The sequence below is a fragment of the Lysinibacillus sp. 38-6 genome, assembly GCF_046245175.1.
Classification (GTDB): Bacteria; Bacillota; Bacilli; order Bacillales_A; family Planococcaceae; genus Lysinibacillus.
Genome location: NZ_CP176417.1, coordinates 2,692,994 through 2,717,241, shown reverse-complemented (window position 1 = coordinate 2,717,241; position 24,248 = coordinate 2,692,994). Strand labels below are relative to the sequence as shown.

Annotated in this window: 22 protein-coding genes and 1 riboswitch; of the genes, 18 read left to right on the top strand and 4 right to left on the bottom strand. The window is 38.3% G+C overall.

Translation table 11 applies throughout. From position 1 onward, the window contains the following. Nucleotides 1-227: 227 nt before the first annotated feature. From ACKVEV_RS14030 to ACKVEV_RS13980, 11 genes are all read left to right on the top strand, one after another. Entirely contained in the window at nucleotides 228-1,181 is a 954-nt protein-coding gene (locus ACKVEV_RS14030; RefSeq protein ID WP_409366989.1) for a tRNA dihydrouridine synthase, read from the top strand. A gap of 228 nt (nucleotides 1,182-1,409) precedes the next feature. Then, nucleotides 1,410-1,496, top strand: a riboswitch (cyclic di-GMP riboswitch). Nucleotides 1,497-1,661: 165 nt separating this feature from the next. Beyond that, nucleotides 1,662-2,036: a hypothetical protein gene (locus ACKVEV_RS14025; RefSeq protein WP_409366988.1), complete on the top strand. Its 375-nt coding sequence runs from the start codon at nucleotides 1,662-1,664 to the stop codon at nucleotides 2,034-2,036. Nucleotides 2,037-2,075: 39 nt separating this feature from the next. Then, the gene (locus tag ACKVEV_RS14020; protein ID WP_409366987.1) at nucleotides 2,076-2,789 is read left to right on the top strand and encodes a hypothetical protein; all 714 of its coding nucleotides are present in this window, start codon (nucleotides 2,076-2,078) and stop codon (nucleotides 2,787-2,789) included. 39 nt (nucleotides 2,790-2,828) lie between these two features. Beyond that, the gene (locus ACKVEV_RS14015; RefSeq protein WP_409366986.1) at nucleotides 2,829-3,863 is read left to right on the top strand and encodes a methyl-accepting chemotaxis protein; all 1,035 of its coding nucleotides are present in this window, start codon (nucleotides 2,829-2,831) and stop codon (nucleotides 3,861-3,863) included. Between the two features lie 94 nt (nucleotides 3,864-3,957). Continuing rightward, nucleotides 3,958-5,217 (top strand): MFS transporter, encoded by a 1,260-nt coding sequence (locus tag ACKVEV_RS14010; protein WP_409366985.1) that lies wholly within the window; start codon nucleotides 3,958-3,960, stop codon nucleotides 5,215-5,217. 484 nt (nucleotides 5,218-5,701) lie between these two features. Further along, nucleotides 5,702-6,379 carry a response regulator transcription factor gene (locus ACKVEV_RS14005; protein WP_409366984.1) on the top strand — a complete coding sequence of 226 codons (678 nt, stop codon included), beginning with the start codon at nucleotides 5,702-5,704 and terminating at the stop codon, nucleotides 6,377-6,379. Next, nucleotides 6,376-7,830: a sensor histidine kinase gene (locus ACKVEV_RS14000; RefSeq protein ID WP_409366983.1), complete on the top strand. Its 1,455-nt coding sequence runs from the start codon at nucleotides 6,376-6,378 to the stop codon at nucleotides 7,828-7,830. The genes ACKVEV_RS14005 and ACKVEV_RS14000 overlap by 4 nt, the downstream gene beginning before the upstream one ends. A gap of 34 nt (nucleotides 7,831-7,864) precedes the next feature. Continuing rightward, nucleotides 7,865-8,875 (top strand): Fe(3+) ABC transporter substrate-binding protein, encoded by a 1,011-nt coding sequence (locus ACKVEV_RS13995; RefSeq protein ID WP_409370559.1) that lies wholly within the window; start codon nucleotides 7,865-7,867, stop codon nucleotides 8,873-8,875. A 138-nt stretch (nucleotides 8,876-9,013) separates the two neighbouring features. After that, nucleotides 9,014-10,114 carry a Fe(3+) ABC transporter substrate-binding protein gene (locus tag ACKVEV_RS13990; protein ID WP_409366982.1) on the top strand — a complete coding sequence of 367 codons (1,101 nt, stop codon included), beginning with the start codon at nucleotides 9,014-9,016 and terminating at the stop codon, nucleotides 10,112-10,114. Between the two features lie 3 nt (nucleotides 10,115-10,117). Beyond that, complete coding sequence (locus tag ACKVEV_RS13985) at nucleotides 10,118-11,761, top strand: ABC transporter permease (protein ID WP_409366981.1); 1,644 nt, start codon at nucleotides 10,118-10,120, stop codon at nucleotides 11,759-11,761. Nucleotides 11,762-11,765: 4 nt separating this feature from the next. Then, nucleotides 11,766-12,413: an ABC transporter ATP-binding protein gene (locus ACKVEV_RS13980; RefSeq protein WP_409366980.1), complete on the top strand. Its 648-nt coding sequence runs from the start codon at nucleotides 11,766-11,768 to the stop codon at nucleotides 12,411-12,413. Between the two features lie 37 nt (nucleotides 12,414-12,450). On the opposite strand, the gene ACKVEV_RS13975 is transcribed toward ACKVEV_RS13980, so the two are convergent. Next, on the bottom strand, nucleotides 12,451-12,651 hold the full coding sequence (locus ACKVEV_RS13975) for a small, acid-soluble spore protein, alpha/beta type (RefSeq protein ID WP_402927945.1): 201 nt from the start codon (nucleotides 12,649-12,651) through the stop codon (nucleotides 12,451-12,453). A 194-nt stretch (nucleotides 12,652-12,845) separates the two neighbouring features. On the opposite strand from ACKVEV_RS13975, the gene ACKVEV_RS13970 reads away from it, so the two are divergent. The 3 genes from ACKVEV_RS13970 to ACKVEV_RS13960 all read left to right on the top strand — a co-directional run bounded on the left by ACKVEV_RS13970 (nucleotide 12,846) and on the right by ACKVEV_RS13960 (nucleotide 14,580). Further along, nucleotides 12,846-13,343: a DUF1456 family protein gene (locus ACKVEV_RS13970; RefSeq protein WP_409366979.1), complete on the top strand. Its 498-nt coding sequence runs from the start codon at nucleotides 12,846-12,848 to the stop codon at nucleotides 13,341-13,343. Nucleotides 13,344-13,497: 154 nt separating this feature from the next. Then, nucleotides 13,498-13,692 carry a hypothetical protein gene (locus tag ACKVEV_RS13965; protein ID WP_409366978.1) on the top strand — a complete coding sequence of 65 codons (195 nt, stop codon included), beginning with the start codon at nucleotides 13,498-13,500 and terminating at the stop codon, nucleotides 13,690-13,692. A gap of 192 nt (nucleotides 13,693-13,884) precedes the next feature. Then, nucleotides 13,885-14,580, top strand: a complete 696-nt coding sequence (locus tag ACKVEV_RS13960) for a hypothetical protein (RefSeq protein WP_409366977.1) — start codon at nucleotides 13,885-13,887, stop codon at nucleotides 14,578-14,580. 103 nt (nucleotides 14,581-14,683) lie between these two features. Here ACKVEV_RS13960 and ACKVEV_RS13955 read toward each other — a convergent pair whose 3' ends face one another. Together ACKVEV_RS13955 and ACKVEV_RS13950 are read right to left on the bottom strand one after the other, a co-directional pair. Then, nucleotides 14,684-16,378 carry a methyl-accepting chemotaxis protein gene (locus ACKVEV_RS13955; protein WP_409366976.1) on the bottom strand — a complete coding sequence of 565 codons (1,695 nt, stop codon included), beginning with the start codon at nucleotides 16,376-16,378 and terminating at the stop codon, nucleotides 14,684-14,686. A gap of 292 nt (nucleotides 16,379-16,670) precedes the next feature. Continuing rightward, nucleotides 16,671-17,666 (bottom strand): M23 family metallopeptidase, encoded by a 996-nt coding sequence (locus ACKVEV_RS13950; protein ID WP_409366975.1) that lies wholly within the window; start codon nucleotides 17,664-17,666, stop codon nucleotides 16,671-16,673. 200 nt (nucleotides 17,667-17,866) lie between these two features. On the opposite strand from ACKVEV_RS13950, the gene ACKVEV_RS13945 reads away from it, so the two are divergent. The 3 genes from ACKVEV_RS13945 to ACKVEV_RS13935 all read left to right on the top strand — a co-directional run bounded on the left by ACKVEV_RS13945 (nucleotide 17,867) and on the right by ACKVEV_RS13935 (nucleotide 22,542). After that, on the top strand, nucleotides 17,867-19,762 hold the full coding sequence (locus ACKVEV_RS13945; RefSeq protein ID WP_402928057.1) for a PrkA family serine protein kinase: 1,896 nt from the start codon (nucleotides 17,867-17,869) through the stop codon (nucleotides 19,760-19,762). 162 nt (nucleotides 19,763-19,924) lie between these two features. Further along, nucleotides 19,925-21,094, top strand: a complete 1,170-nt coding sequence (yhbH, locus tag ACKVEV_RS13940) for a sporulation protein YhbH (RefSeq protein WP_409366974.1) — start codon at nucleotides 19,925-19,927, stop codon at nucleotides 21,092-21,094. Nucleotides 21,095-21,141: 47 nt separating this feature from the next. Next, on the top strand, nucleotides 21,142-22,542 hold the full coding sequence (locus ACKVEV_RS13935) for a SpoVR family protein (RefSeq protein ID WP_409366973.1): 1,401 nt from the start codon (nucleotides 21,142-21,144) through the stop codon (nucleotides 22,540-22,542). Between the two features lie 60 nt (nucleotides 22,543-22,602). On the opposite strand, the gene ACKVEV_RS13930 is transcribed toward ACKVEV_RS13935, so the two are convergent. Continuing rightward, nucleotides 22,603-23,031, bottom strand: a complete 429-nt coding sequence (locus ACKVEV_RS13930; RefSeq protein WP_409366972.1) for a hypothetical protein — start codon at nucleotides 23,029-23,031, stop codon at nucleotides 22,603-22,605. Between the two features lie 225 nt (nucleotides 23,032-23,256). Here ACKVEV_RS13930 and ACKVEV_RS13925 point away from each other — a divergent pair, with 225 nt between their 5' ends. After that, entirely contained in the window at nucleotides 23,257-24,141 is an 885-nt protein-coding gene (locus tag ACKVEV_RS13925) for a radical SAM/SPASM domain-containing protein (protein WP_409366971.1), read from the top strand. Nucleotides 24,142-24,248: the final 107 nt, after the last annotated feature.

Sequence of the window (24,248 nt, the reverse complement as noted above, 5' to 3'; positions counted from 1 at the left end):
GCTTTTTTCTTTAGGATCAGTCGCATTAGCTGGACTGACTTTGAAGCGAAGTTGGAAATCTAGTGAAGCAGAAACTGTAAGAAGATAAATTAAAAAAGCTAGGTTATACTATAATAATGACTGACATATGAGCGCAGTGCTAGTGGCGCTTTTTTGAAAAAAACTAGAAGTAATGGGAGAACTAAGTTTGACAGTGTTGCCCATCATGAGAGGATTTGAAATTGCAAATGACGACTAATTTTTGGCAGGAATTACCTAGACCATTTTTTATACTTGCACCGATGGAAGATGTAACAGATGTTGTTTTTCGTCATGTAGTAAGTAAAGCAGGAAGACCAGATGTATTTTTCACAGAGTTTACGAACTCAGATAGTTATTGTCATCCAGAGGGACAGAAAAGTGTACGAGGGCGTTTGCTATTCACAGAAGATGAACAGCCAATGGTGGCCCATATTTGGGGAGACAATCCGGAGTATTTTCGTCAAATGAGTATTGGTATGGCGGAGCTTGGCTTTAAAGGCGTTGATATTAATATGGGCTGCCCTGTACCGAACGTCGCTTCACGAGGTAAGGGAAGCGGTCTTATATTGCGCCCTGAAGTTGCTGCGGAACTTATTCAAGCAGCAAAAGCGGGTGGATTGCCTGTCAGTGTGAAAACAAGACTTGGTTTTACTGAAGTGGAAGAGTGGAAAGAGTGGCTTACACATATTTTACAGCAAGATATCGCCAACCTTTCTATTCACCTGCGTACGCGCAAGGAAATGAGCCAAGTAGAGGCACATTGGGAGCTAATACCGGAAATTAAGAAATTGCGCGATGAAATTGCACCCAATACGCTTTTAACTATTAACGGAGATATTCTGGATCGTCAAATGGGTATGAAGCTTGTGGAACAGTATGGCGTTGATGGCGTCATGATAGGCCGAGGCATTTTTAAAAATCCGTTCGCCTTTGAAAAAGAGCCGAAAGAGCATAGTAGTAAGGAATATTTAGATCTTTTAAGATTACAGCTCGATCTTCAGGACCAATATGCCGAAGAGCTACCGCGTTCGGTTACGGCACTACACCGCTTTTTCAAAATTTATGTTAAAGGATTCCGCGGGGCTAGTGAATTAAGAAATCAACTGATGAATACGAAGACAACAGATGAAGTACGCGCATTGCTAGATCAATTTGAATAGGTGCTGAATAAGTGCTGAATAAGTGCTGAATAAGTGCTGAATAAGTGCCAGTCACTCAAACAATTCTGAATTGTTTGAGTGACTGGCACTCTTTTTTGCGCTCTTTTTTAAGCAAAAAATACCCTGTTATTTACCTAATATTTCTAACGTAATAATACTAATGTCGACAAAAATTGACAAATAATCTATAATGTAAAATTGTAATAATGTTAGTATATTATTTTGAAAAAACGAAAAAGGCAAACTTACTGAAAGGTAAGGACGCAAAGCTACGAGTCTAACATCCACTTGGATAATGATAGTCGGGTTGCCACTAACTATAAGCAATTAGTTGGCTATCCTCATCTATTCAAGGATAGTTTTTTTATTGAGAAAGTCGGATGGACTTGGAGCATAGATGGTATCCATTGTTGTGTACGTTCATTTGAGCGCACATTATCAATGTAGGTAAGCAAAAGAAATTTGTAAAGGAGATTAGAGATGAAAGTCGTTGATAAACAGAAATATAACATGGCGATTTATGAGGCGAAAAGAGAAGTACATGTCCAAATACATGGTTTTATTAAAGCGGATCTTGTAGAGGACTATATGAGAGATCTGGAAGCGACAGTAGCAAAAGTACAAAAAAGTACCTATACATTTGTCGTCGATGCCACTTATCAGTCACCAGTTCCTTCAAAGGTTTCTTCAGAGCTTGGACAAACATTAATGTTTTATGCATCACTAGGCTTCAAAGATATTTATATTGTGAATCCAGCATCTAAAATTGCGTATGTGCAAGTGCGAAATGCATTAGAGGGTGTTCATTTCCCTGGCACAGTGGTCGACAATGTTTCACAATTAGCCATGCGTTAGTATTGAATTAATATTCTTATATTAGAAGGGATTTTACCTATGCAAACAATAGCAGAATTATATACATATGAAATTCTTACGAAAGATCAGTCAGATTTAATTGAAAAGGCAGCCGCATGTTTAGCTAGTACATTTGTTGGTGTCGAAGTTGCGGGCAAATGGGTGCAAGAGCCGATCATCGGATACTCATTAAAACTACCTTACGATGATTTCTATCAATTTACGAAAGAATATATTGAGGCAAACGTGCATCAAGGTTACTGTGCTGTTGCCTTAGACGAAGAACGCAACGTTGTCGGTGCACTCGTGGGCGATACAAATGCCCTTGAAGTAATTGAAGGCGATATTTTTAGCGGCACATTTTCAGATATGAATATTGTGATGCGTGTATTAGAGGATATTGATATTCGTTTCCTAGCTGACTACAAAAAACGTTTTGGCAAAGATATGGAAGATGGAGAAGTTTTACATTTATTTTTATTAGGCGTTATTGCTGAGCGTAACCGTCATGATATTGTCCAAACATTAGGTGATATATTAATCAATAAAGCAACACAACAAGGATTAAGACTTGTATTAGCAGAAGCGACAAATCCTAAATCGATGACTTTATTAGAAAAGTTTCACGGCATGCCAAAATATGTCGATGTTGAAGGAAACTTTATTGTGCACAAATATGAAGACAATGAGCATTTAAATGATATTCCAGCAGATGTGGCAGATGGCATTTACATCATTGTCAAAGAGCTATAGCATTCCAACAATCATAGTAGAATAGGAGATATTTATGTCATGGACGTCATTATGCTAGCTGTTATTGTGTTGTTATTATGTACATCTTTATATTTTGCTTACCGATATTTTTCACTGAAACGTCAATCTCAAACAAATACGGAACTAGTTGAGGGGACAGGAGAATTATCCATTGAACAAGCAAAAGAACAATACCTTTCATTTGCTAAAAATGTGAATGAAAAAGGTCAACAACTTGCTGAAAATGGGGAATATGCAGCGGAAAAGGCTGATATTGTAAGAGCCGCAATCGATGAGGTTGGTAAAGGATTAAAAAAACAATTGGTAGCTACTGAGGAAAGTTCTACTTCTATAGAAGATATGACGCAGGCTATTGAAGAACTGTCGATAAGATCAAACCAAATTTCAGAACAATCGAATACGACGTTAGAGTTAACGCAAGATGGTAACGAAAAGTTAAAAGATTCGATGGTGAAAATGGAGCAATTCGATCAAACGATTAATACAACATTTGATGCAATCAATATACTTGGGGAAAAATCGCACGAAATTGGCAAGATTGTCAAAGTGATTACAGGCATTTCCGAGCAAATTAATTTATTAGCATTGAATGCAGCGATTGAAGCAGCACGAGCAGGGGAGCATGGCAAAGGGTTTGCTGTAGTGGCAGATGAGGTTCGTAAATTAGCCGAACAATCACAACAGTCAGCTGCTGAAGTATCAAATATTGTGAAAAATATTCAAGAAGAGACCAATCGAGTTGTTACGTCAATGAAGCAAGGGACAGAAGAGTTTGCTCAAACGAATACAACCATTTTAGAAATTGGCTCGATGTTTGAAAAGATAGTAGAAACGACAAAAATAATTGCTGAAAATAATGCCAATTCATCTGCAAGTACAGAAGAATTATCTTCAAGCTCTCAGCAAATTATGGCGACGATGCGGGATATTTCATTCATTTCTCGCGAATCCGTTGAAATGTTTGAAGAATTAGTTGAAATTAGCGACGATGAATTAAATACAATGCAAAAACTAGTGCAAGAAGCAGAAAATCTCGCTAATTTAAAAATATAGAAATAATGGTGCCAGTCACTAAAACAATTCTGAATTGTTTTAGTGACTGGCACTTTTTCATATGATTTAGAAAAGCCAATAGGAGTAGATGTTCATGGACAAACAAAATAGCAAATACAGATGGATTGTATTTGTTGTTGTATTGTTTACGTATTTGTTAATGGCGAGTCAACGAACGGCACCGGGATTAATTACAGATCAATTAATGCGAGATTTTCATGTAACAGCAGCAACAATAGGTCTGTTAACGAGTATACAGTTTTTTGTCTATACAAGTTTGCAAATTCCAATGGGAGTTTTGGCGGATCGTTATGGGCCGAACTTTTTTTTAATTGTTGGTGCAACACTTACAGGTTTAGGCACAGTTATTTATAGTTTCGGTACGCATGAATACGTCCTGTTTTTTTCTAGAATCCTTACTGGCGTTGGGGATGCAACCATTTGGGTGAATATGGTGCTTATTTTAGCGCAATGGTTTCATCGAAAGGAGTTTGTTCGGTTAATTGGTTTGGCCGGGATGACAGGGAGCCTTGGCTTTTTACTGGCAACAGTTCCTTTTTCCGAATGGATAGATTTGCTTGGCTGGCGGATGGCGTTTTTATCAGCGGGACTATTATTATGTTTATGTGGTTTAGCCCTTTATGTTGTACTGGAAAAAAAGCCGAAAACACTCTTTGTCGCTGAGCAAGTAGCTGAAATAACAAACGAGCGTGAAAAAACATCTATGTTACTAAGGAGAATATTTTCAAATCGGCAAGCGTGGGCGTTATTTTTTTGCCATTTTGGCGTTGTTGGGGGATATGTAGGATTTATCAGTTCATGGGCCGTACCATATGGCATGACTATGTATGAAATGACACGTTCAGGTGCTAGCCAATTAATAATGATTGGTCTGATTGGTGCCCTTATTGGCGCTCCTTTAGCGAGCTGGGTTTCCAGCAGGCTAGAAACAATCAAGCGACCATATGTTGTTATTCATATAATTGTGTTATTAGGATGGTGTTCGTTCCTGTTATGCAATGGGCAACCATCCTTTTTCTTGCTTATGCTACTATTTTTTATTATCGGCTTTGGCTACGGTGCCAGTGCATTAACCTTTGCTGCTGTACGACAAGCATTTCCATTAAATGAAGCAGGCGTAGTTTCAGGGTTTGCGAATACAGGTGGTTTTCTAAGCGCTGTATTGCTACCTATTATTTTTGGTTATTTGTTAGATTACTTTCAAGCTCTTTCAGGAAATGTCAGTGATGGCTACTACTATGGTTTTATCGCGCCAGTGCTGTTCTCTATTATCGGTTTGGTGGGTGTTTCGTTATTTAAGGAAAAGCGTATCGACATCTTGCAGGGAAAGTGAAATGTTACGCCAATATTCAAAAGTAGAAGATTATTATTAGTAGCAACAGGGAAAAATGAAATTAATGTGAATGAAAAGCTAGCTATAGTAGCGAAAGTTATTATACTAATAGAGCAGTTTAGTTGAAGAATTAGAAATAGAAGGTTATTTTAAATAGGTAAACTAAAGTGGCATTCATCATGTTGGAAAGCTGGTATTCCACTTTACGTATGGGAAGGAGTCAGCGTTTTGGGTATAACGAGTATGTTCGGGTACGTAATTATAGGTGCATTACTTATTCTTTTATTAGTATTCATTGTTGTCATGATCAATGGAGCGAAGAAGAGTAAAAAATAAGACAGGTAAGTGCCAGGCACTAAAACAATTCAGAATTGTTTTAGTGCCTGGCACTTTTATTCTCAGTAGATTCTCAATTAGCGCTTGATTAGCCAAATTAGTCCTCATAAAATAATAATTAAAAAGGCATGAAGGAGAGTTGGGTGGAATGAAGCGTATTCTATTCATTGAAGACGAGCAGCATCTTTCGCGTTTTGTAGAATTAGAGCTCCAGCGTGAAGGCTATGAAGTCGGCTTAGCTTATGATGGCACGACGGGTCTACACCTTGCACTTGCAGAGCATTGGGATCTTATTTTACTTGATTTAATGCTGCCACAGCTAGATGGGTTAGACGTATGTCGGAAGATTCGTGCACTAAAAAATACGCCTGTTATCATGCTTACGGCAAGGGATAGCATTAAAGATAAAGTGTCGGGTCTCGATTGTGGCGCTGATGATTATTTACCGAAGCCCTTTGCGATTGAAGAGATTCAAGCGCGAATGCGAGCTATTTTCAGAAGGCGAACGGATAATGCTGAGCCTAAACAGGCAATTCTGACGTTTCAGGATTTATCTGTCAACCTGGATTTAAGAGCCGTTACACGAGGGGACGTTGAAATAGGCTTAACGAAGCGTGAGTTTGATTTATTAGTAGCCCTTATGGAAAATGTTAATCGGGTAATGGATCGTGAAATGCTCTTGGATAGGGTTTGGGGCTTTGAGACAGTAGTCGATACGAATGTCGTCGATGTCTACATCCGCTATTTGCGCAATAAAATCGATCAACCTGGTAAAGCCAGCTATATCCAAACGATGCGAGGGATGGGCTATGTGATGAAACAATGAAAGTACAAAAGTGGAAGCGACAGTTTTCATCTATGCCGATGAAATGGAAGCTCACTTTATGGTCTGCCATTTATATTTTGTTGCTGTTCATCGCGTATAATTCCATGCAATATTTATTTGTTGAAAGATGGATGATTGGTCAAGAAAAAGTACATATACGTCAACAAATGAATGAGATTCTGAATGATTTGTTGGAGAAGGAAGTTGAATTTAGTGAAAGAGAATTACCGCAAATCCGCAATGATTTAAATAAAAAGATTCAAAATGGGCAGTTGATACGCATTTTGGATCAGCACAATAACAGGGTGATAGCGGTAGCTGATGGGATACTAGAACAATGGATTCAAGCAAAACAAAGTGATAATACGGAAATTGTTCTCGCTGACTATGCGGACCATGCTTTTTTAATTATAAGAAGTCCTATTGCGATTCATTCTTTTCACGGGACAGTCGAAATTGTAAAAAACATCGATCAATTTAAACAACTGACAGAAGCAATTTTACGAGTATTCGTTTTATCTGGACTAGGCGCAGTTGTGCTAAGTGGTTTGGGTGGAAGCTTACTTGCTCGACAGTTCTTAAAGCCACTGCAGTCCATGGCACTGACAATACAAAATGTCGAGCGTAATGGCTTACAAGAAAGAATGGCGGTTCCTAATAGTGATGATGAAATTGCTACCTTAATGAAAATGTTCAATAAGATGATGGATCAAGTAGAACAGTCCTTCCACCAACAAAGTCAATTTGTAGAGGATGCCTCCCACGAATTAAGGACACCCATTGCCATAATAGATGGGCATTTATCCTTACTGCTTCGCTGGGGAAAAGATAATCCGGCAGTGATGGAGGAATCGTTAAATATTTCTTACCATGAACTTACCCGAATGAAATCACTTGTCCAAGATTTGCTAATGCTAACTAGTGTGGAGAAGGGCGAACATTTTACTGAAGAAAAGGTCTTTCACGCAGAGCACATTCTATTAAGAACAGTCGGCAGATGTGAACAACTTCATCCAAATTATACATTTGAAACAGTTTTTCAAGGTTTTGAAGAACGAGCTCTACAAGTTTCAGAAAGACATTTGGAACAAATTTTAATGATTTTGCTGGATAATGCGGTGAAATATTCAGCCGTTGGGTCTGCCGTTCGGATTGCAGGCTTTGTACGCTATAATCAGGCGTTTATCCAAGTAACCGATTATGGGATAGGTATACCGGAGAAAGATTTACCTTATGTAATGGAGCGCTTTTATCGCGTGGATAAGACAAGAAGTCGCAAGCAAGGAGGAACGGGTCTGGGGTTAGCCATAGCAAAACGGCTAATAGAGCAATATAACGGTCAGATGACTATCCAAAGTAAGGAATCTTTAGGGACGACGGTAACCATTTCATTTTCATGTCATCTTCAACCTAACAAAGGGGAGAGTGATGCAAGTGAAGAAACGAAGTAAAAGAATAGCTATACTGTTTTCGGTAGTACTTCTTATGAGTGCCTGGTGTTCGCTTAGTAGCATGACCAGACAAACGGATTCGCTAGATGGACAACAAGTTGTCAATGTGTATACGACAAGACACTATCAGGTTGATACGATGTTATTTCAAGAGTTTACAAAGCGTACAGGTATTCATGTGAAAGAAGTAAAGGGAACAGCAGAAGAGCTTATAGAACGGATGAAACATGAAGGGAAAACTTCATCTGCTGATATATTGCTAACAGTTGATGGAGGGGCATTGGCATTTGCCAAGCAACATGGGGTGCTTCAAAAAATGTCAACGAAAGCATTGTTGCACAATGTACCGAGAGAATGGCGCGATCAAGAGCAATACTGGTTTGGCATTGCTACGCGTGCTAGAGTTATTGTCTATGCCAAAGAGCGTGTAAAGCAGGAAGAATTGTCTACCTATGAAGATTTAGCACACGAACGATGGAAGGGCAAAGTATTGGTTCGCTCGTCTGCAAGCCTGTACAATCAGTCAATGCTAGCATCGTTTATAGAGCTAAATGGACAACAGCAGGCAGAAAAATGGGCACAGGGCATTGTTCGAAATTTTGCCCGACCCCCAGAAGGCGGAGATAAGGATCAAGCAAAGGCAATTGGAGCCAAAATCGGCGATATCGCCATTATGAATACCTATTATATTGGTCAAATGTTGAATTCTAGTGATCCTGAGGAGCGGGAAATAGCAGAGCAACTTGGAGTATTTTTTCCAAATCAACTGACAACGGGTACACATATCAATATTAGTGGCATTGCATTGGCAAAGCATGCCCCCAATAAAGAAAATGCCGTTCAGCTTGCCGAATTTTTGACGAGCACCGAGGGACAAACGTTGCTAGTACAAGGGAGTTATGAGTTTCCTGTGAACCCCGAAACGAAAATGCCTCGATTGTTAAACGATTGGCGAAGTTTCGAAAAACAAACGATAGATGTTGCAACACTAGGACGGTTACACAAAAATGCATCTGATATTTTTGAAAAAGTTGGCTGGCAGTAATGGGCTAGTATTTGTGAAGTATAAATTTTTTCATTCTCAGCGTTTTCTCATTTTCAATTGTTACACTAATTTATAGACAGCGTGATAAATGAGAATGACTATTATTATCATCAGCTGAAAATATTATAGGAGGAAAAAATGATGTACAACAAATACAGTTCAACTTTATTTACACTTCTATTCGTCATTGTTCTCGGGTTTATAGCAGGCTGTGGTTCGAGTGACTCCGCTCAAAGTAATGCCAAGGAGCCATCTGAAGAGAATAAGCCAGAATCTAGCGAAACGGGCGGTGAAGTTAATATTTATACAGCTCGCCACTACGATGTAGATAAGGAGCTATACGATCAATTCACAGAGCAAACCGGCATCACAGTAAACGTAGTAGAAGGGAAAGCACCAGAGTTAATTGAGCGCATGAAGCGAGAAGGAGCGAGTACACCTGCTGATTTGTTTCTAACTGTTGATGGAGGCATTTTAAATACTGCTAAAACAGAGGGCATTTTGCAACCAATTATGTCGGAAGACTTGGACAAAAAGGTACCTAATGATTTGCGTGATAAGGAAAATCATTGGATTGCTTTATCTACTCGAGCGCGTGTAATCGTCTATGCTAAAGATCGAGTTGATGCGAGTCAGCTTTCTACGTATGAAGATTTAGCGACTGACAAGTGGAAAGGCAAAGTAGTGGTAAGATCATCGACAAATTTATATAACCAATCAATGCTTGCTTCTTTTATTGATATTATGGGAGAAGAACAAGCGGAAAAATGGGCGGCAGGACTTGTAGCAAATTTTGCACGTGAGCCTGAAGGTGGAGATCGTGATCAAGCTAAAGCAATCGCCTCTGGTATAGGGGATGTCGCCATTATGAACACCTACTATGTAGGACATATGGCTTCTTCAGAGGAACCAGAGGAAGTGAAAGTTGCTGAGAGCGTCGGTGTATTTTTCCCTAACCAACAAACGACGGGAACCCATATTAATATTAGTGGTGCGGGTCTTGTGAAACATAGTAAAAATAAGGACAATGCTATTAAACTACTGGAGTTTTTGACAGACACTGAAGCGCAAACAAAAATTTCGCAAGCAAACTATGAATTCCCAGTCAACAGTCAAGCAACGCTCCCAGAGCTACTGCAAAATTGGGGGATGTTTAAACACCAAAAGATTGATTTTGCAAAATATGGTGAATTAAATCCAAAAGCGGTGGAAATCGCCAATAAAGTTGGTTGGAAATAAAAAATGAAACGAGCATGGTTTTCAAGATTTATTTCTAAGCACCTAAATCTATGGACGATAACTAGCATGATTTGTGCAGCGATGGTTTTGCTAACAATCCTTTATGTGTTGACTGGGCTGTTTCGTCCATCAAATGAAAATTGGCAGAACATTAAACAATATTTGCTGACAGACTATATGTTAGGATCTTTGAAGCTGGTATTATTCACCAGCTTCTTTACTACATTAATTGGTGTGGTACTTGCCTGGCTTGTTGTAGGTTTTACATTTCCATTACGTAATTTTTATAAATGGGCTTCTATATTACCTTTAGCCGTACCACCGTATATCGCTGCTTATACGTATAGTTATATGACAGGTTATACAGGCATTATTCAAGCAAATCTTCGCAATAACTTTAGTATTGTGCTACCACCAGGGACGATTGAAGTAATGTCAGAGCGTGGCGCTATATTTATATTAACACTGTGTTTATTTCCGTATATTTTTATTATTACACGAGTGTTTTTAGATTTCCAAAGTGCATCCTTTATAGAAAATGCACGGTTACTTGGACATAGGTCATACTCCATTTTTTTTAAGGTAGTATTGCCGCTAGCCAGACCTGCTATTATGGCAGGCGTCATGCTAGTAGCTTTTGAAGTATTGAGTGATTACGGCGTAGCTAATTATTTTGGTGTACAAACGGTTTCAACAGCCATTTTTCAAATTTGGTTTGGTATGTATGACATTGAGTCCGCTTTGAAATTGGCTGCATGGCTTATGCTTGCTGTCATTGCCATTTTTATATTAGAGCGACTATTAAGGCGAAATCGGCGCTATGCGGGGAAGCCTAATCGAAGTAATAGATTAAAGCCACAACAATTAAAGGGCATGAAAGCTTGGCTAGCGACAATGTTTTGTACGATTGTTTTCCTACTTGCCTTTGTTGTACCTGTTTTGCAATTAGTAATTTGGACAATTCAATACGGCAGCACTATTTGGCGTTCCGATTTTTTGACTTTAACAAGCAATACGTTAAACGGCGCGGCTTTAGCAACGGTGTTTATTCTTGTTATTGCCCTTCTTTCTGCTAGGGCGGCAAGAATGTTTACTTCACCGTTTATACAAGCTTTAACACGTTTAATGTCAGCAGGATATTCTGTGCCAGGTGCAATTATTGCCATTGGTGTGCTCGCCCTATTTATTTCCCTAGATGAAGCATTGGCTCCGCTCTATACAATTATTGGGAAGGAGCAAGGCGCACTTGTGCTTAGTTTGTCGTTAACAATGCTTATCGCAGGCTATGTTATTCGTTTTATAGCTACTGGCTATGGTTCTTTGGAAGCTGGTTATGATAAAATGCCACGTGCTTATACAGAAGCAGCTCGAACATTGGGGCGAAGTAGCTTGGCGACATTTTTTCGTATAGAACTTCCTCTTCTTAGAGGGGCACTGCTCAGTGGGTTTATATTGACGTTTGTAGAAATTATTAAGGAACTACCACTGACATTGCTTCTTAGACCGTTTAATTACGATACTTTAGCGACCCGAGCCTATCAATATGCAATTGATGAACGTATTGTTGATGCGGCGCTACCATCGTTATTGCTAGTGCTCATCGGGCTCGTTTCGGTCTTTATTATTATTAAGAACGAAAGGGGATGACTCGATGTCCTTTGTGAAGGTAGAAAATATAACATTCCGTTTTGCCAAAGGGCTTCCAGCGGTGATTGATGAACTGTCGTTTACGATGGTACAGGGAGAGATTGTCGGTATTTTAGGTCCAAGTGGAAGTGGGAAGAGTACACTTTTGAGACTGTTAGCGGGACTCGAAATACCAGAACGAGGGGAGATTACCATTGATGGTCGACTGATAGTGGATGAACGGACTTTCGTAGAGCCAGAGCAACGCTGTGTTGGAATGGTTTTTCAAGACTATGCACTGTTTCCAAATATGACCGTAGCGCAAAATATTATGTTTGGCTTACACAAGCTCAACCGATCATTGCGTCAAGAAAAAATGGAACAGATGCTTGAGCTATTACATATGACGGATTACGCCAAGCGATATCCTCATGAATTAAGTGGAGGACAGCAGCAACGAGTTGCCTTGGCAAGAGCACTTGCTCCACAGCCCTCGATACTTCTAATGGATGAGCCTTTTAGCAGTCTAGATGCCAATTTAAAAGCCACAATTCGCAGTGAGCTTCGGCACATTTTGCAAAAGACGAATATAACGTGCTTGCTTGTGTCACATGATCCAGCAGACATCGATGCCATATGCGACCGTGTGTTAAAAGTAAGTGCCAGGCACTAAAACAATTCAGAATTGTTTTAGTGCCTGGCACTTTTTTTTATAAACCTTTTGCTTTTTTTTCTGCCATTTGTACAAGTCGTTTTGTGATTTCTCCGCCTACTGAACCATTTGCGCGAGAAGAAGCATCTGGCCCAAGTTGTACGCCGAATTCTTGTGCGATTTCATATTTCATTTGATTGACCGCTTCTTGTACACCAGGAACTTGAAGTTTATTAGAACTTCGATTGTTGTTAGCCATTTTTCTCACCTCCTTGTGCTATTAGAATGGTCGCGTGCTAGTTTTTCATACATTTAAAAAGAAGGAAATGTGCAAGCTAAATACTATAGTTAGGAATAACAGGAAAGGTAGCTAAAAATGCAATTTCCTCTGTTATAATAAAGCCTGGCTCAAAAAAATTAAGGTTTTGCTAGATAATCAAGGAGGTTTTTAGTATGACGAATAACGATATTTTGATTCGTTTACGATATGCGCTGGATATTAAAAATACGGATATGGTAGAAATTTTTAAGCTTGGTGGCATGAAATACACTAAAGAGGATGTATTAAACATGCTTATTAAAATTAAAGATGGGGAAGAAGATATCCCAGACAATTACATTAAATGTAATAACAAAATGGTAGAGGCATTTTTAAATGGTTTAATTACGTTTAAACGTGGTCCACAACAGCCAAAACAAGGACAACAGGAAGGGCCACCACCGGTTACAGGAAATGAAAGCCCGAATAATATGCTGTTGAAAAAGGTGAAAATTGCATTGTCGTTAACTACGGAAGATATGCTAGATATTTTATATGAGGGCGGTGTAACCGTATCGAAAGGTGAGCTCGGTGCTATTTTAAGAAATCCGAGTCATCGCAATTATAAAGAATGTGGAGATCGATTTGTCCGCAATTTTTTAAAGGGACTAACATATAAATATAGAGATTAATAACACAATCATTACGTAATTAAAAATTATTTAGTAAAAGTACCAATTTTTTCATTGAACAGTATTGATAATTGTGACGAATTTGTGTACACTTAAATAGACACAAATTTGTCACAAAGGGAAAAGAAATGTTCATGAACAGAGGGGTGCTTTTATGATATTTTTTGATCTTATTTTAATTGCTATTTCTTGTGTTAGTATTCCATTAATAGTTGCTGTTATGTTAGATATTTTTTATGCAGAACGCAAGAAAGTACGTTTTTCATTACGCCGTACTTCTGTATGGTATGTCTTTGTTTTTGCTTTATCCTTTATTCCATCTGTGTTACTCGTAACACAATTTACATGATTTGATTCAATAAACATTTAGGGGTAAGTGTTTATTAAAATTTTTGAGCAGCGACACGTCTTATAAAACGTGTCGCTGCTTTTTGTAGTGGTCAGCTATAAAAATGAAGCATGAAAAGAGAGATTACAGAATAAGATTTTTAGTATATAGATGTATTTTTCCTATCTATTATTTTTTGAAGGTGGGATGTTGATGAAAACAGTTTTTCTATTATTGTTAGGTATCATTTATTTGTTTTTAGCAAATGCAATGGAAGCCATACTCATTAAGAAAGTCTATTTTTTAATTGGCATAACGTTAGTCATCGTTGGAGCTATTCGCTATATTAGAGCGAAATACCATACTTATAAAATAATGACGGAGCTGAAAATAGCAAGTGAAGAGCAATTAAAAAATATTCCGCATACACATGGCATAATTGCCAGTGATCGTTTACATGCCTTGTTGCTAAATGAGCAGACTAAAACATTATTGCTGGCTGAGAAAGAAGATTGGGAAGCAGAAGTAACAAAGAAGGAAATCTATTTTAACGAACTATATGAAGTAGCGATTGTAGAGGACGGGGTTATTATTGCAAGAACTAGTAATGGCTTATTTAGTGAATCGTTACTTGAGGAAGAAGAAAACTTTTTAGTAGAAGACGATGATATAGAGGATGACGACTATGAGGAACTGGAAGAGGTGGCACATTTAGCGTTAAAAATGGTTGTAGATAATATTTCTGCGCCCATTATGGAATATGTATTTTTAGAACAAGAGGATGCCATTTCAAAAGAAGATGATACGTATATCGAGGCGATGGAATTATGTGAACAATGGTTTCAAAAGCTTAGTATTATTATTAAGCGCCATGAACTGGAAAGGGTTCCTATACGTACTTGGCAGTAATGCACGTCACTACCGATAGTCTCTCAGATGGACGGGTGTCCGAAAGTATCGGCTATTATAGAAAAAGCTATCACGAATACAATTCGGATAGCTTTTTTCAATGTTATAAAGTAAATTTTTGTAGTTGCGTGTTTAGCTCTTCGGCCATTTCAGCAAGTTGATTTGCACTTTTTGAAATCTCATCCATTGTCGCCGCAGTTTCTTCCACAGTTGCAGTTGTTTGTTCTACGCCAGCTGCAGATTCTTGTGAAATCGAAGCCATTTCATCGATGGAACCATTAATTGCTTCAGAGTGTTGAGAAATTTTCGTTAAGTTTTGTGAAATGACGTTAATATTCTCATTCATATCTTCTACAGCTTGCGAAATTTGATCGAACGTACTATTGGTTTGATCTAATTGTGCCGTTCCTTTTCGTACTTCTTCATAACCTGCTTGTAGGGAATTGGTTACAGTGCCGGTTTCGTTTTGAATGCGATGGACGATTGTTGAAATATCAGTAACCGAGAACTGTACTTGTTCTGCAAGCTTACGGACTTCATCCGCAACAACCGCAAAGCCTTTACCATGCTCGCCTGCACGTGCCGCTTCGATGGCAGCATTTAACGCAAGCAAATTCGTTTGGTTGGAAATTTCATCAATGACAGAAACAAGCTTGGAAATTTCCGCAGATTGTGCGTTTAAGCCTTCTACCTTTTTCACAGATTCCAATACAATATCATTAATCGTAGCCATCTGCTGCGTTGATTGTATCATTAATTGTTTACCAGTTGTTGTTAAATCATGAACATGCTCGGAATGTTCTTTTAATTCTATACCTTCTTGCGTCGTTTCATGAATGCTGTTTTGGAAAGTAGTCATCGTTTCAGCTAAATCGCCCGCTGTAGATGCTTGTGTTTCGGTACCTGTAGCAAGCTCTTGCATTGTATAAGAAATCTGTTCTGTACCTGTTTGTACTTCATTGGCTGACTGTGCTAATTCTTCACTGCTTGCAGCGACCGTTTCCGAAACATTATGAATAGAACTGATTGTTTCGTTTAGATTTGCATTTAAATCATTGGCAGAGAGCATTAATTGCCCAATTTCATCTTGTTGTGTAACTGTAAATGGTTCATGGCGCAAATTGCCATCTGCTAATTCTCTCATACGATTCGCAACAATCGTAATAGGTCTAGAAATTCTATTGGCTGTAAAAATTGCTAATAGAATGCCGGTAATTGTTAAGATGAGGCTGACAATCATCCCAATCGTTTTATTGCTTGCGCTTGTATTGACGACATCATTGCCAACTTCCTTAATCGATACTGTGCGTTTATCCGCTACTTCCTCATAGCCAGTACGAACTTCTGTGACAAGATCATTAATCGCTGTTAAATTTTCTAAAGCTAATTGTTTATCGCCGCGCTTATAGACTTCAAATACTTCGCTATTCACACGGTTGCTCCATTCGCGAGCTACTTCTACTAGTTTTTCGCGTTCTGCTGACTTTTCATATTGCTCCACAACTCGGTTACTATCTTCTGCAAGTTGACGGTACTTATTAAAAGTATCTATGTATGTTTCATCGCCCGTTACAACATAATTTAAGGCGGCAGACAAGCGTACGCTTATAGACATCGATAAATCTTTACTTGCTTCTAATACAACTAAATCTTCTTTAACAAGTCCCTTTGCTTGTTTTTCCATATTGGTATTTGAAAAATAAGTATAAGTTGTAAAACAAACAAATAATACTAATAAAATAATAAACATAGTTAAAATGCGTGCTTTGATTGTTTTAAATTGAAATAAACCGTTCATTTCTTCCATCCTTTTACTTTTTATATAGGACTAATCCTAACTATCTATTTATTTTATTACTATTTCATAAGAAAAGTAGAATTATTTTGTTATAAATACTAAAAAAGGTTTTTTGGCATAATTAATTGACAATTTTCTTATAATTTTAGGAGAAAGTTAAACAGGCGAGACTTATTGCCTATGTGGATGTTAAAAAAAGAAAGACAAGCCCCCTAATATGCTTGTCTTAAAAAGGCTTGCCGTATCCTATTTGTCGTTTATTTGGTAGGCTTTAACTATGTTTTGCCGTAATTTACTGCTTGTCTTTTTTGGCTTGTCGTTCCCATTGCAATAAAGATGGATATGGATCGAATGCCCATTCTGTTCGACCGTTAAATTTGTAAATGCCGTAATGAAGATGCGGTGGGAATTTTCCAGATGTACCCTCTTTTCCATAACCTGAGCTGCCAACATAGCCGAGTATTTGCCCTGGTTCTACAACATCTCCGACCTTTATATCCTTATGATAGCTCCCGAGATGGGCATAATAATGATAAGAATTATGATTATCACGAATACCAATTCGCCATCCACCAAATTGGTTCCAGCCTTTTATTTCGACGACTCCATAGGAAGTGGACAGTACAGGCGTGCCGTAGCCAGCAAAAATATCGGTACCTTCATGGATACGCCTGCCGCCCCAGCCTCTATTGTCGCCCCAAGTGCCTCGATAGCTGTAATCATAGCGAGTGGGAAGGGGGAACGTATGAGCATCTAGCTCCGTTGTTTTGAAATGTTTATACAAAGTGGAAATTGTGACAATTTGATTGACAGCTTCTTCGCTTCTATAGTATTCCCATAAAGCGAGTTTAAAGTCTTCATCAGTAGAGCCAAATTGACTGATATAGTTAGCCATGGAAAAAATGACATCGACATCATCTTTAGGGCTTGCAATGCCGTCATTGTTGCCATCCAGTCCCATTCCGCCGAAGTAACTGATGGTTTCGGGTATCGTATCTTCCTTGACAGGGTTTAATGCACCGGACCAATACTCATCAGAAAATTGAATAGCAATAAAGCCATCTCGCTTCGGAATATCTTTACGAACAGATTGAAGATTGCGCTCATATTGGTCGATGGCAGCTAAGAAATGCCACGGAATCAGTAATTCATCGAATTGCACATAATAAGCCATACGTTGTTGTAAAATTTCTTCATTACTTGGTCCTTCATTTGCGAACGTAACCGTCGGGGAAAAATAACTCCACAATAGCATACAAGTTAGAAGGGAAATAAAATAACGATTCAAAATTGGACCTCCTTTCTACAGATAGAATAACCGAAAATTAATATTTCATAAGTGCTCTTTACATGCAGTAAATGGCTTTTTTTGAGCAAGAAAAAAACGGAACAATAAGAAGAAACTTAATCAAAGAAAAAGTAATGGGTATCATAATGTCTTTAACTTCATACTATGTTATAAATCAAGCCCTGAATGGAGGGAAGGCTATCAACATTTTAGATAAAGTGAAGAGCTATCGCGAAGAAGAAAATCGACTGAAGTGGGAAGGTACATTTGCAGACTATTTAAGCATTCTTAAGGAAAGACCTGAAGTTGCTCAAACAGCCCATTCTCGCGTCTACAGTATGATAAAAAGCGCTGGTGTAGAGGAACGCGATGGGCAAAAAATGTATCAATTTTTCGGGAAAGAAATTTTTGGGCTTGAATCAGCAATTGAAAGACTGGTGGAGGAATATTTCCATCCAGCAGCAAGAAGGTTAGATGTTAGAAAACGAATTTTGTTATTGATGGGGCCAGTAAGTGGAGGTAAATCCACAATTGTAACTTTGTTAAAGCGCGGACTTGAACAGTTCTCGCGTACGGAAGAAGGAGCAGTTTTTGCCATTAAAGGATGTCCGATGCACGAGGATCCTCTGCATTTGATTCCACATCATTTACGCAATGATTTTTTTGAAGAATATGGAATACGAATTGAGGGCAGCTTATCGCCTTTAAATACGATGCGTCTTGAAAAAGAATACGATGGGCGTATTGAAAATGTCATCATTGAGCGTATTACTTTTTCAGAAGACAAACGTGTAGGCATAGGAACCTTCACACCTTCTGATCCAAAGTCTCAAGATATTGCGGATTTGACAGGTAGTATTGATTTCTCCACTATTGGTGTCTTTGGCTCTGAGTCAGACCCTCGTGCATATCGCTTTGATGGAGAGTTAAACAAGGCAAACCGAGGGATGATGGAATTCCAAGAAATGCTGAAGTTAGATGAAAAGTTTTTATGGAATTTATTATCACTTACGCAAGAAGGGAATTTTAAGGCAGGGCGATTTGCTTTAATTAGTGCGGATGAGTTAATCGTTGCGCATACCAATGAAACAGAATATCGTTCCTTCATTTCAAATAAAAAGAACGAAGCATTGCACTCGCGCATTATTGTTATGCCAATTCCGTATAACTTAAAAGTGAGCGAAGAAGAACATATTTATGAAAAAATGATTAATGAAAGTGATATGTCACATGTTCATATTGCGCCACATGCATTGAAGGCCGCAGCAATCTTTTCGGTCCTAACAAGGCTGGAAGTTCCGAAAAAACAAGGTGTGGATCTTATTAAAAAAATGCGCTTGTACGACGGAGAAAATGTGGAGGGATTTAATTCCGTTGACTTAGAGGAGCTGAAAAAAGAGTTTCCTAACGAAGGCATGAACGGTATTGATCCACGGTATATTATTAACCGAATTTCTTCAGCGATTATTCGTAAAGAAGTGCCATCGATTAATGCATTGGATGTATTGCGTGCACTGAAAGATGGTCTTGACCAGCACGCTTCTATTTCACAAGAAGATCGAGAAAAATATATGAACTATATTGCTGTGGCGAGAAGAGAGTACGATGAAATTGCGAAAAATGAAGTGCAGAAAGCATTCGTTTATTCCTATGAAGAATCTGCTAAAACGTTAATGAACAATTACCTCGATAATGTAGAGGCATTTTGTAATAAAAATAAAATCTTTGACCGCTTAACTGGTGAGGAAATGAATCCTGATGAAAAACTAATGCGCTCGATAGAAGAGCAAATTGGTATTTCAGAAAATGCGAAAAAGGCATTCCGTGAAGAAATCTTAATTCGTATTTCGGCTTATGCAAGAAATGGCAAGCGCTTTGACTATAACTCTCATGAAAGATTACGAGAAGCCATTCAAAAGAAATTATTTGCTGATTTAAAGGATGTCGTGAAAATTACCACTTCTTCAAAAATGCCGGATGAGTCACAATTGAAGAAGATTAATGAAGTAGTAGCTCGACTTGTCGATGAACATGGCTATAACACAACATCGGCCAATGAATTATTACAGTATGTAGGCAGCTTACTGAATCGTTAGTGATTTTTATTGTTAGTCACTATTATGCAGGGGCGTAATGGATTGTCGTAATAGGAGTGTCCCAATTTTAGGGCACTCCTTTTATTTCTCTAAAAAGTTCAATAAAGTGGATGACTAGCATAGTATAGAAAAAGTGAATTTGATAGATGGGTGAGGATAAAAATGACTGAAAACGAAAATAAGGGTTTTGTCATCTCTCAGGAAAATTGGTCCCTCCATCGTAAAGGGCACCAAGACCAGCAACGTCATATGGAAAAGGTTAAAGACGCGATAAAAAATAATTTACCCGATTTAGTTAGTGAGGAAAGCATTATTATGTCCAATGGTCGTGAGGTCATTAAAATTCCGATACGCTCCCTCGATGAATATAAAATACGCTATAACTATGATAATTCAAAGCATGTCGGTCAAGGACAAGGTGATAGTAGTGTAGGAGATGTTGTCGCGCGTGATGGGAGCAAGAGCAATCAAGGCGATGGCAATGGTAAAGAAGCTGGTGACAAGCCAGGTAAAGATTATTATGAAGCAGAAGTCAGCATGGAAGAAATTCAAAATGTGTTATTTAAAGAGTTGGAGCTTCCTAATTTACAGCAAAAAGAAAAGGCAGATATTCAAACTGAAAAAATTGAATTTAATGATATAAGAAAAAAAGGACTTATGGGCAATGTCGATAAGAAGCGGACGATATTGAATGCGTTGAAACGCAATGCTATGGAAGGAAAAGCGCAAATTACACCAATTCATAATGATGATTTACGCTTTAAAACATGGGATGAAGTAGAGAAACCAGAATCGAAAGCTGTCGTGCTAGCCATGATGGATACAAGTGGTTCAATGGGTGCGTTTGAAAAATATTGCGCGAGAAGCTTCTTCTTTTGGATGACGAGATTTTTACGTTCGAAATATGAGACCGTTGAAATTGAATTTATCGCCCATCATACAGAGGCGAAAGTAGTCACAGAGGAAGAGTTTTTCACTAAAGGGGAAAGTGGAGGAACGATTTGTTCTTCGGCTTATATTAAAGCGTTAGAGTTGATTCGTGAGAAGTATCATCCGAGTCGTTATAATATTTATCCTGTGCATTTTTCAGATGGTGAAAATATTTCGATGGATAATGAAAAATGTTTAAAGCTCGTTCATGAATTGATGGAACTATCAAGCATGTTTGGTTATGGGGAAGTGAATCAGCATAATCGATTCTCGACATTAATGTATACGTATAAAAAAATTGATGATCCAAAATTCAGGTATCATATTTTAAAGAAAAAAGGCGATGTCTATGATGCCTTAAAAAGCTTTTTCCAAAAAAACGAAGTCCAAAATGAAAAATAATGGTGGAAGGGGCTAAACATTCATTTCCGAAAGGAGGAGGTTGAAAAATGGAGAAGGAGCTTCACCGTGCGATTGATGAAATAACAGAAATTGCAACAGGATTTGGTTTAGATTTTTTCCCGATGCGTTATGAAATTTGCCCTGCAGATATTATTTACACTTTTGGCGCATATGGGATGCCTACGCGTTTTTCCCACTGGAGTTTTGGAAAGCAATTTCATAAAATGAAGCTGCAATATGATTTAGGGTTAAGTCAAATTTATGAGCTCGTTATTAACTCCAATCCATGCTATGCATTTTTACTTGATACGAATTCACTCACACAAAATAAGCTAATCATTGCGCATGTATTAGCGCACTGCGACTTCTTTAAAAACAATGTGCGCTTCTCGAATACGAGACGAGATATGGTTGAAAGTATGACCGCAACGGCGGAACGGATTGCAAGCTATGAAAGAGAATATGGCAAGGAAGAGGTTGAACAGTTTTTAGATGCGATTTTAGCTATTCAAGAACATATCGATCCTTCTATTATAAGGCCAAAGCTATCAGCAGAAGATGAAGATTATGATGAAGAAGATGTGGTCGTTTCCAGATCCCCTTATGACGATCTATGGAATTTAGATCAGTCGGAAAAAGAGCATAGGACAGTACGTCGAAAAATCAAACCGTTTCCAGTGAAACCGGAAAAAGATTTATTATTGTTTATTGAGCAACATAGTCGTGAGCTAGAGGAATGGCAGCGTGATATTTTAACGATGATGCGCGAGGAAATGCTTTATTTTTGGCCTCAATTGGAAACGAAAATTATGAATGAAGGCTGGGCGTCCTTTTGGCATCAACGAATTATGCGCGAACTGAATTTAACGACAGTGGAAACGATTGAATACGCCAAGTTAAATGCTGGCGTTGTGCAACCATCCAAAACATCGATTAACCCATATTATTTAGGCTTGAAAATTTTTGAGGATATTGAAAAGCGCTATAACAATCCGAGTGAAGAGATGCGGAGATTAGGGGTTCTACCAAATAGCGGACGTGAAAAAATGTTTGAAGTGCGAGAAATTGAATCGGATATTTCCTTTATTCGTAACTATTTAACGAAGGATTTGGCAAAGCAAGAGGATTTATATTTGTTCCAAAAAAAGGGCAATGAGTATCGCATTACAGATAAAGATCATGAAATGGTACGCGACCAACTTGTATCGATGCGTGTCAATGGGGGCTTCCCGTATATCGTTGTGAAAAACGGCGATTACTTACGAAACGGTGAGTTATATTTAGTCCATGGTTATGAAGGGATGGAGTTAGACCCTCATTATTTAGAAAATGTCTTGCCATACATTTATCAATTGTGGGGGCGCCCTGTGCATTTAGAGACGATGGTTGAAAGCAAACCGGTGCTGTACTCCTATGATGGTACAAAAAATTATAAACGCTCAGTTTAAAGTAAAACTTCTATCAGGTAGGATGAAAATGCCTACAGATAGAAGTTTTACTTTTTATAATTATTCATTGTTTTCGTTAGATCTTTCCTCTTCCAGTAGCCCTTCTTCCACATCTTGAGATTGATTTGCGTGGGAATGGATATCACTATCTACGACTAAACTATCTCGAACTTTAATACCTTGTTGCCCACCAGCCTCATCGTTATCATCTCCGGCAATCCCACTTCTGCCATTGCCATCCGCAAATTGAGATTTCAGATTTCGTGTTTGGCTGCGGTTTAGCGCATTTTGCCCGCCTTGGTTGGCATTTGTGCCAACATCTTTATTGATTTGACCTCCACCTTCCGCTCGTTGCATAAAGTGGTTTTCGGTATTGCCAATATTAAAGGTAATATTTATTGTAATGTCATTTTTAGATTGTTTATGAGAGTTTTCTCGTTCAGGTTCATGGTTATTAGATTTTCTTGAGTGATTATAAAAGTCGGTCATAGTTTTCACTCCTTTCTTTTTAGTATTATTATTAAAGTATTAATTACTTATAAGTTTATTTGTACGTGTAGCCTTATAGGTAAAGAGAAATTATTTAGCCTTTAAAGCACGATGGAAATATTACATTTAGGCTATCCATAATGAATTTCTGCGCGACAACAAGAAAATTTGTTAAAATGAATAAGATTATATGAATAACTATGGAACTGGAACGGTGAATAAACGTTGAAAACATTTAAAAAGGTTTATATAGAAATAACAAGTGTATGCAATTTAGCTTGTAGTTTTTGTCCGCCAACAGAGCGTGCAAAAGGTCTAATAAAGGTCGAGCAATTTAATAAAATATTGGATGAAATACGACCGCATACCAAGTATATTTATTTGCATGTAAAAGGGGAGCCTCTTTTACATCCGCGTATTAATCAGTTATTAGATGCTGCTCATGAAAAAGGCTTTAAGGTCAATATTACGACGAATGGCACACTGATTAAAAAAAATCGTGAAAAGCTATTAGGGAAGCCAGCATTACGTCAAATTAATTTCTCTTTACACAGTTTTGATGGTCACGAAGGTTCTGAAAATCGTGAGAAGTATTTAGGGGATATTTTAGATTTTGTGCGTGAAGCAAAAGAATATAACACGATTATTTCGTATCGTTTGTGGAATTTACAGCAAGATCATGTTACAGATCTTGCTGCTAGAAGAAACCGTGAGACGCTAGAAATTTTAGAGAATGAATATAATCTTGATTTTCGCATTGAGGAGAAAGTGCAGCCGGGCAAGGGCGTGAAAATTGCTAACAATATTTATTTAAATCAAGATCATGAATTTAGATGGCCAAGCTTGCTTGCGCCAGCAGATGAAGGCAAAGGTTTTTGTCATGCGTTACGTAGTCAAGCAGCCATTTTAGTAGATGGTACAGTGGTGCCATGCTGTCTTGATGGAGAAGGGGTTATTAACTTGGGCAATGTGCATGAGCAGTCCTTTAGTGAAATTGTAGAGGGCGAGCGTGCCAATAATTTAGTTGATGGCTTTTCACGTCGTGAAGCGGTGGAAGAGCTATGTAAAAAATGTGGCTACCGTCAAAAGTTCGGCATGGAAGGCGAATAGGGTAAAAGAGAAACAATTGCCTGCAAAGTTGATTTGCGTTGCAGGCTTCCGTAGGCACAACGTAGCTCTTGATTTCCGTTACGGGTTGCTCGCTTTTACAGGTGGAT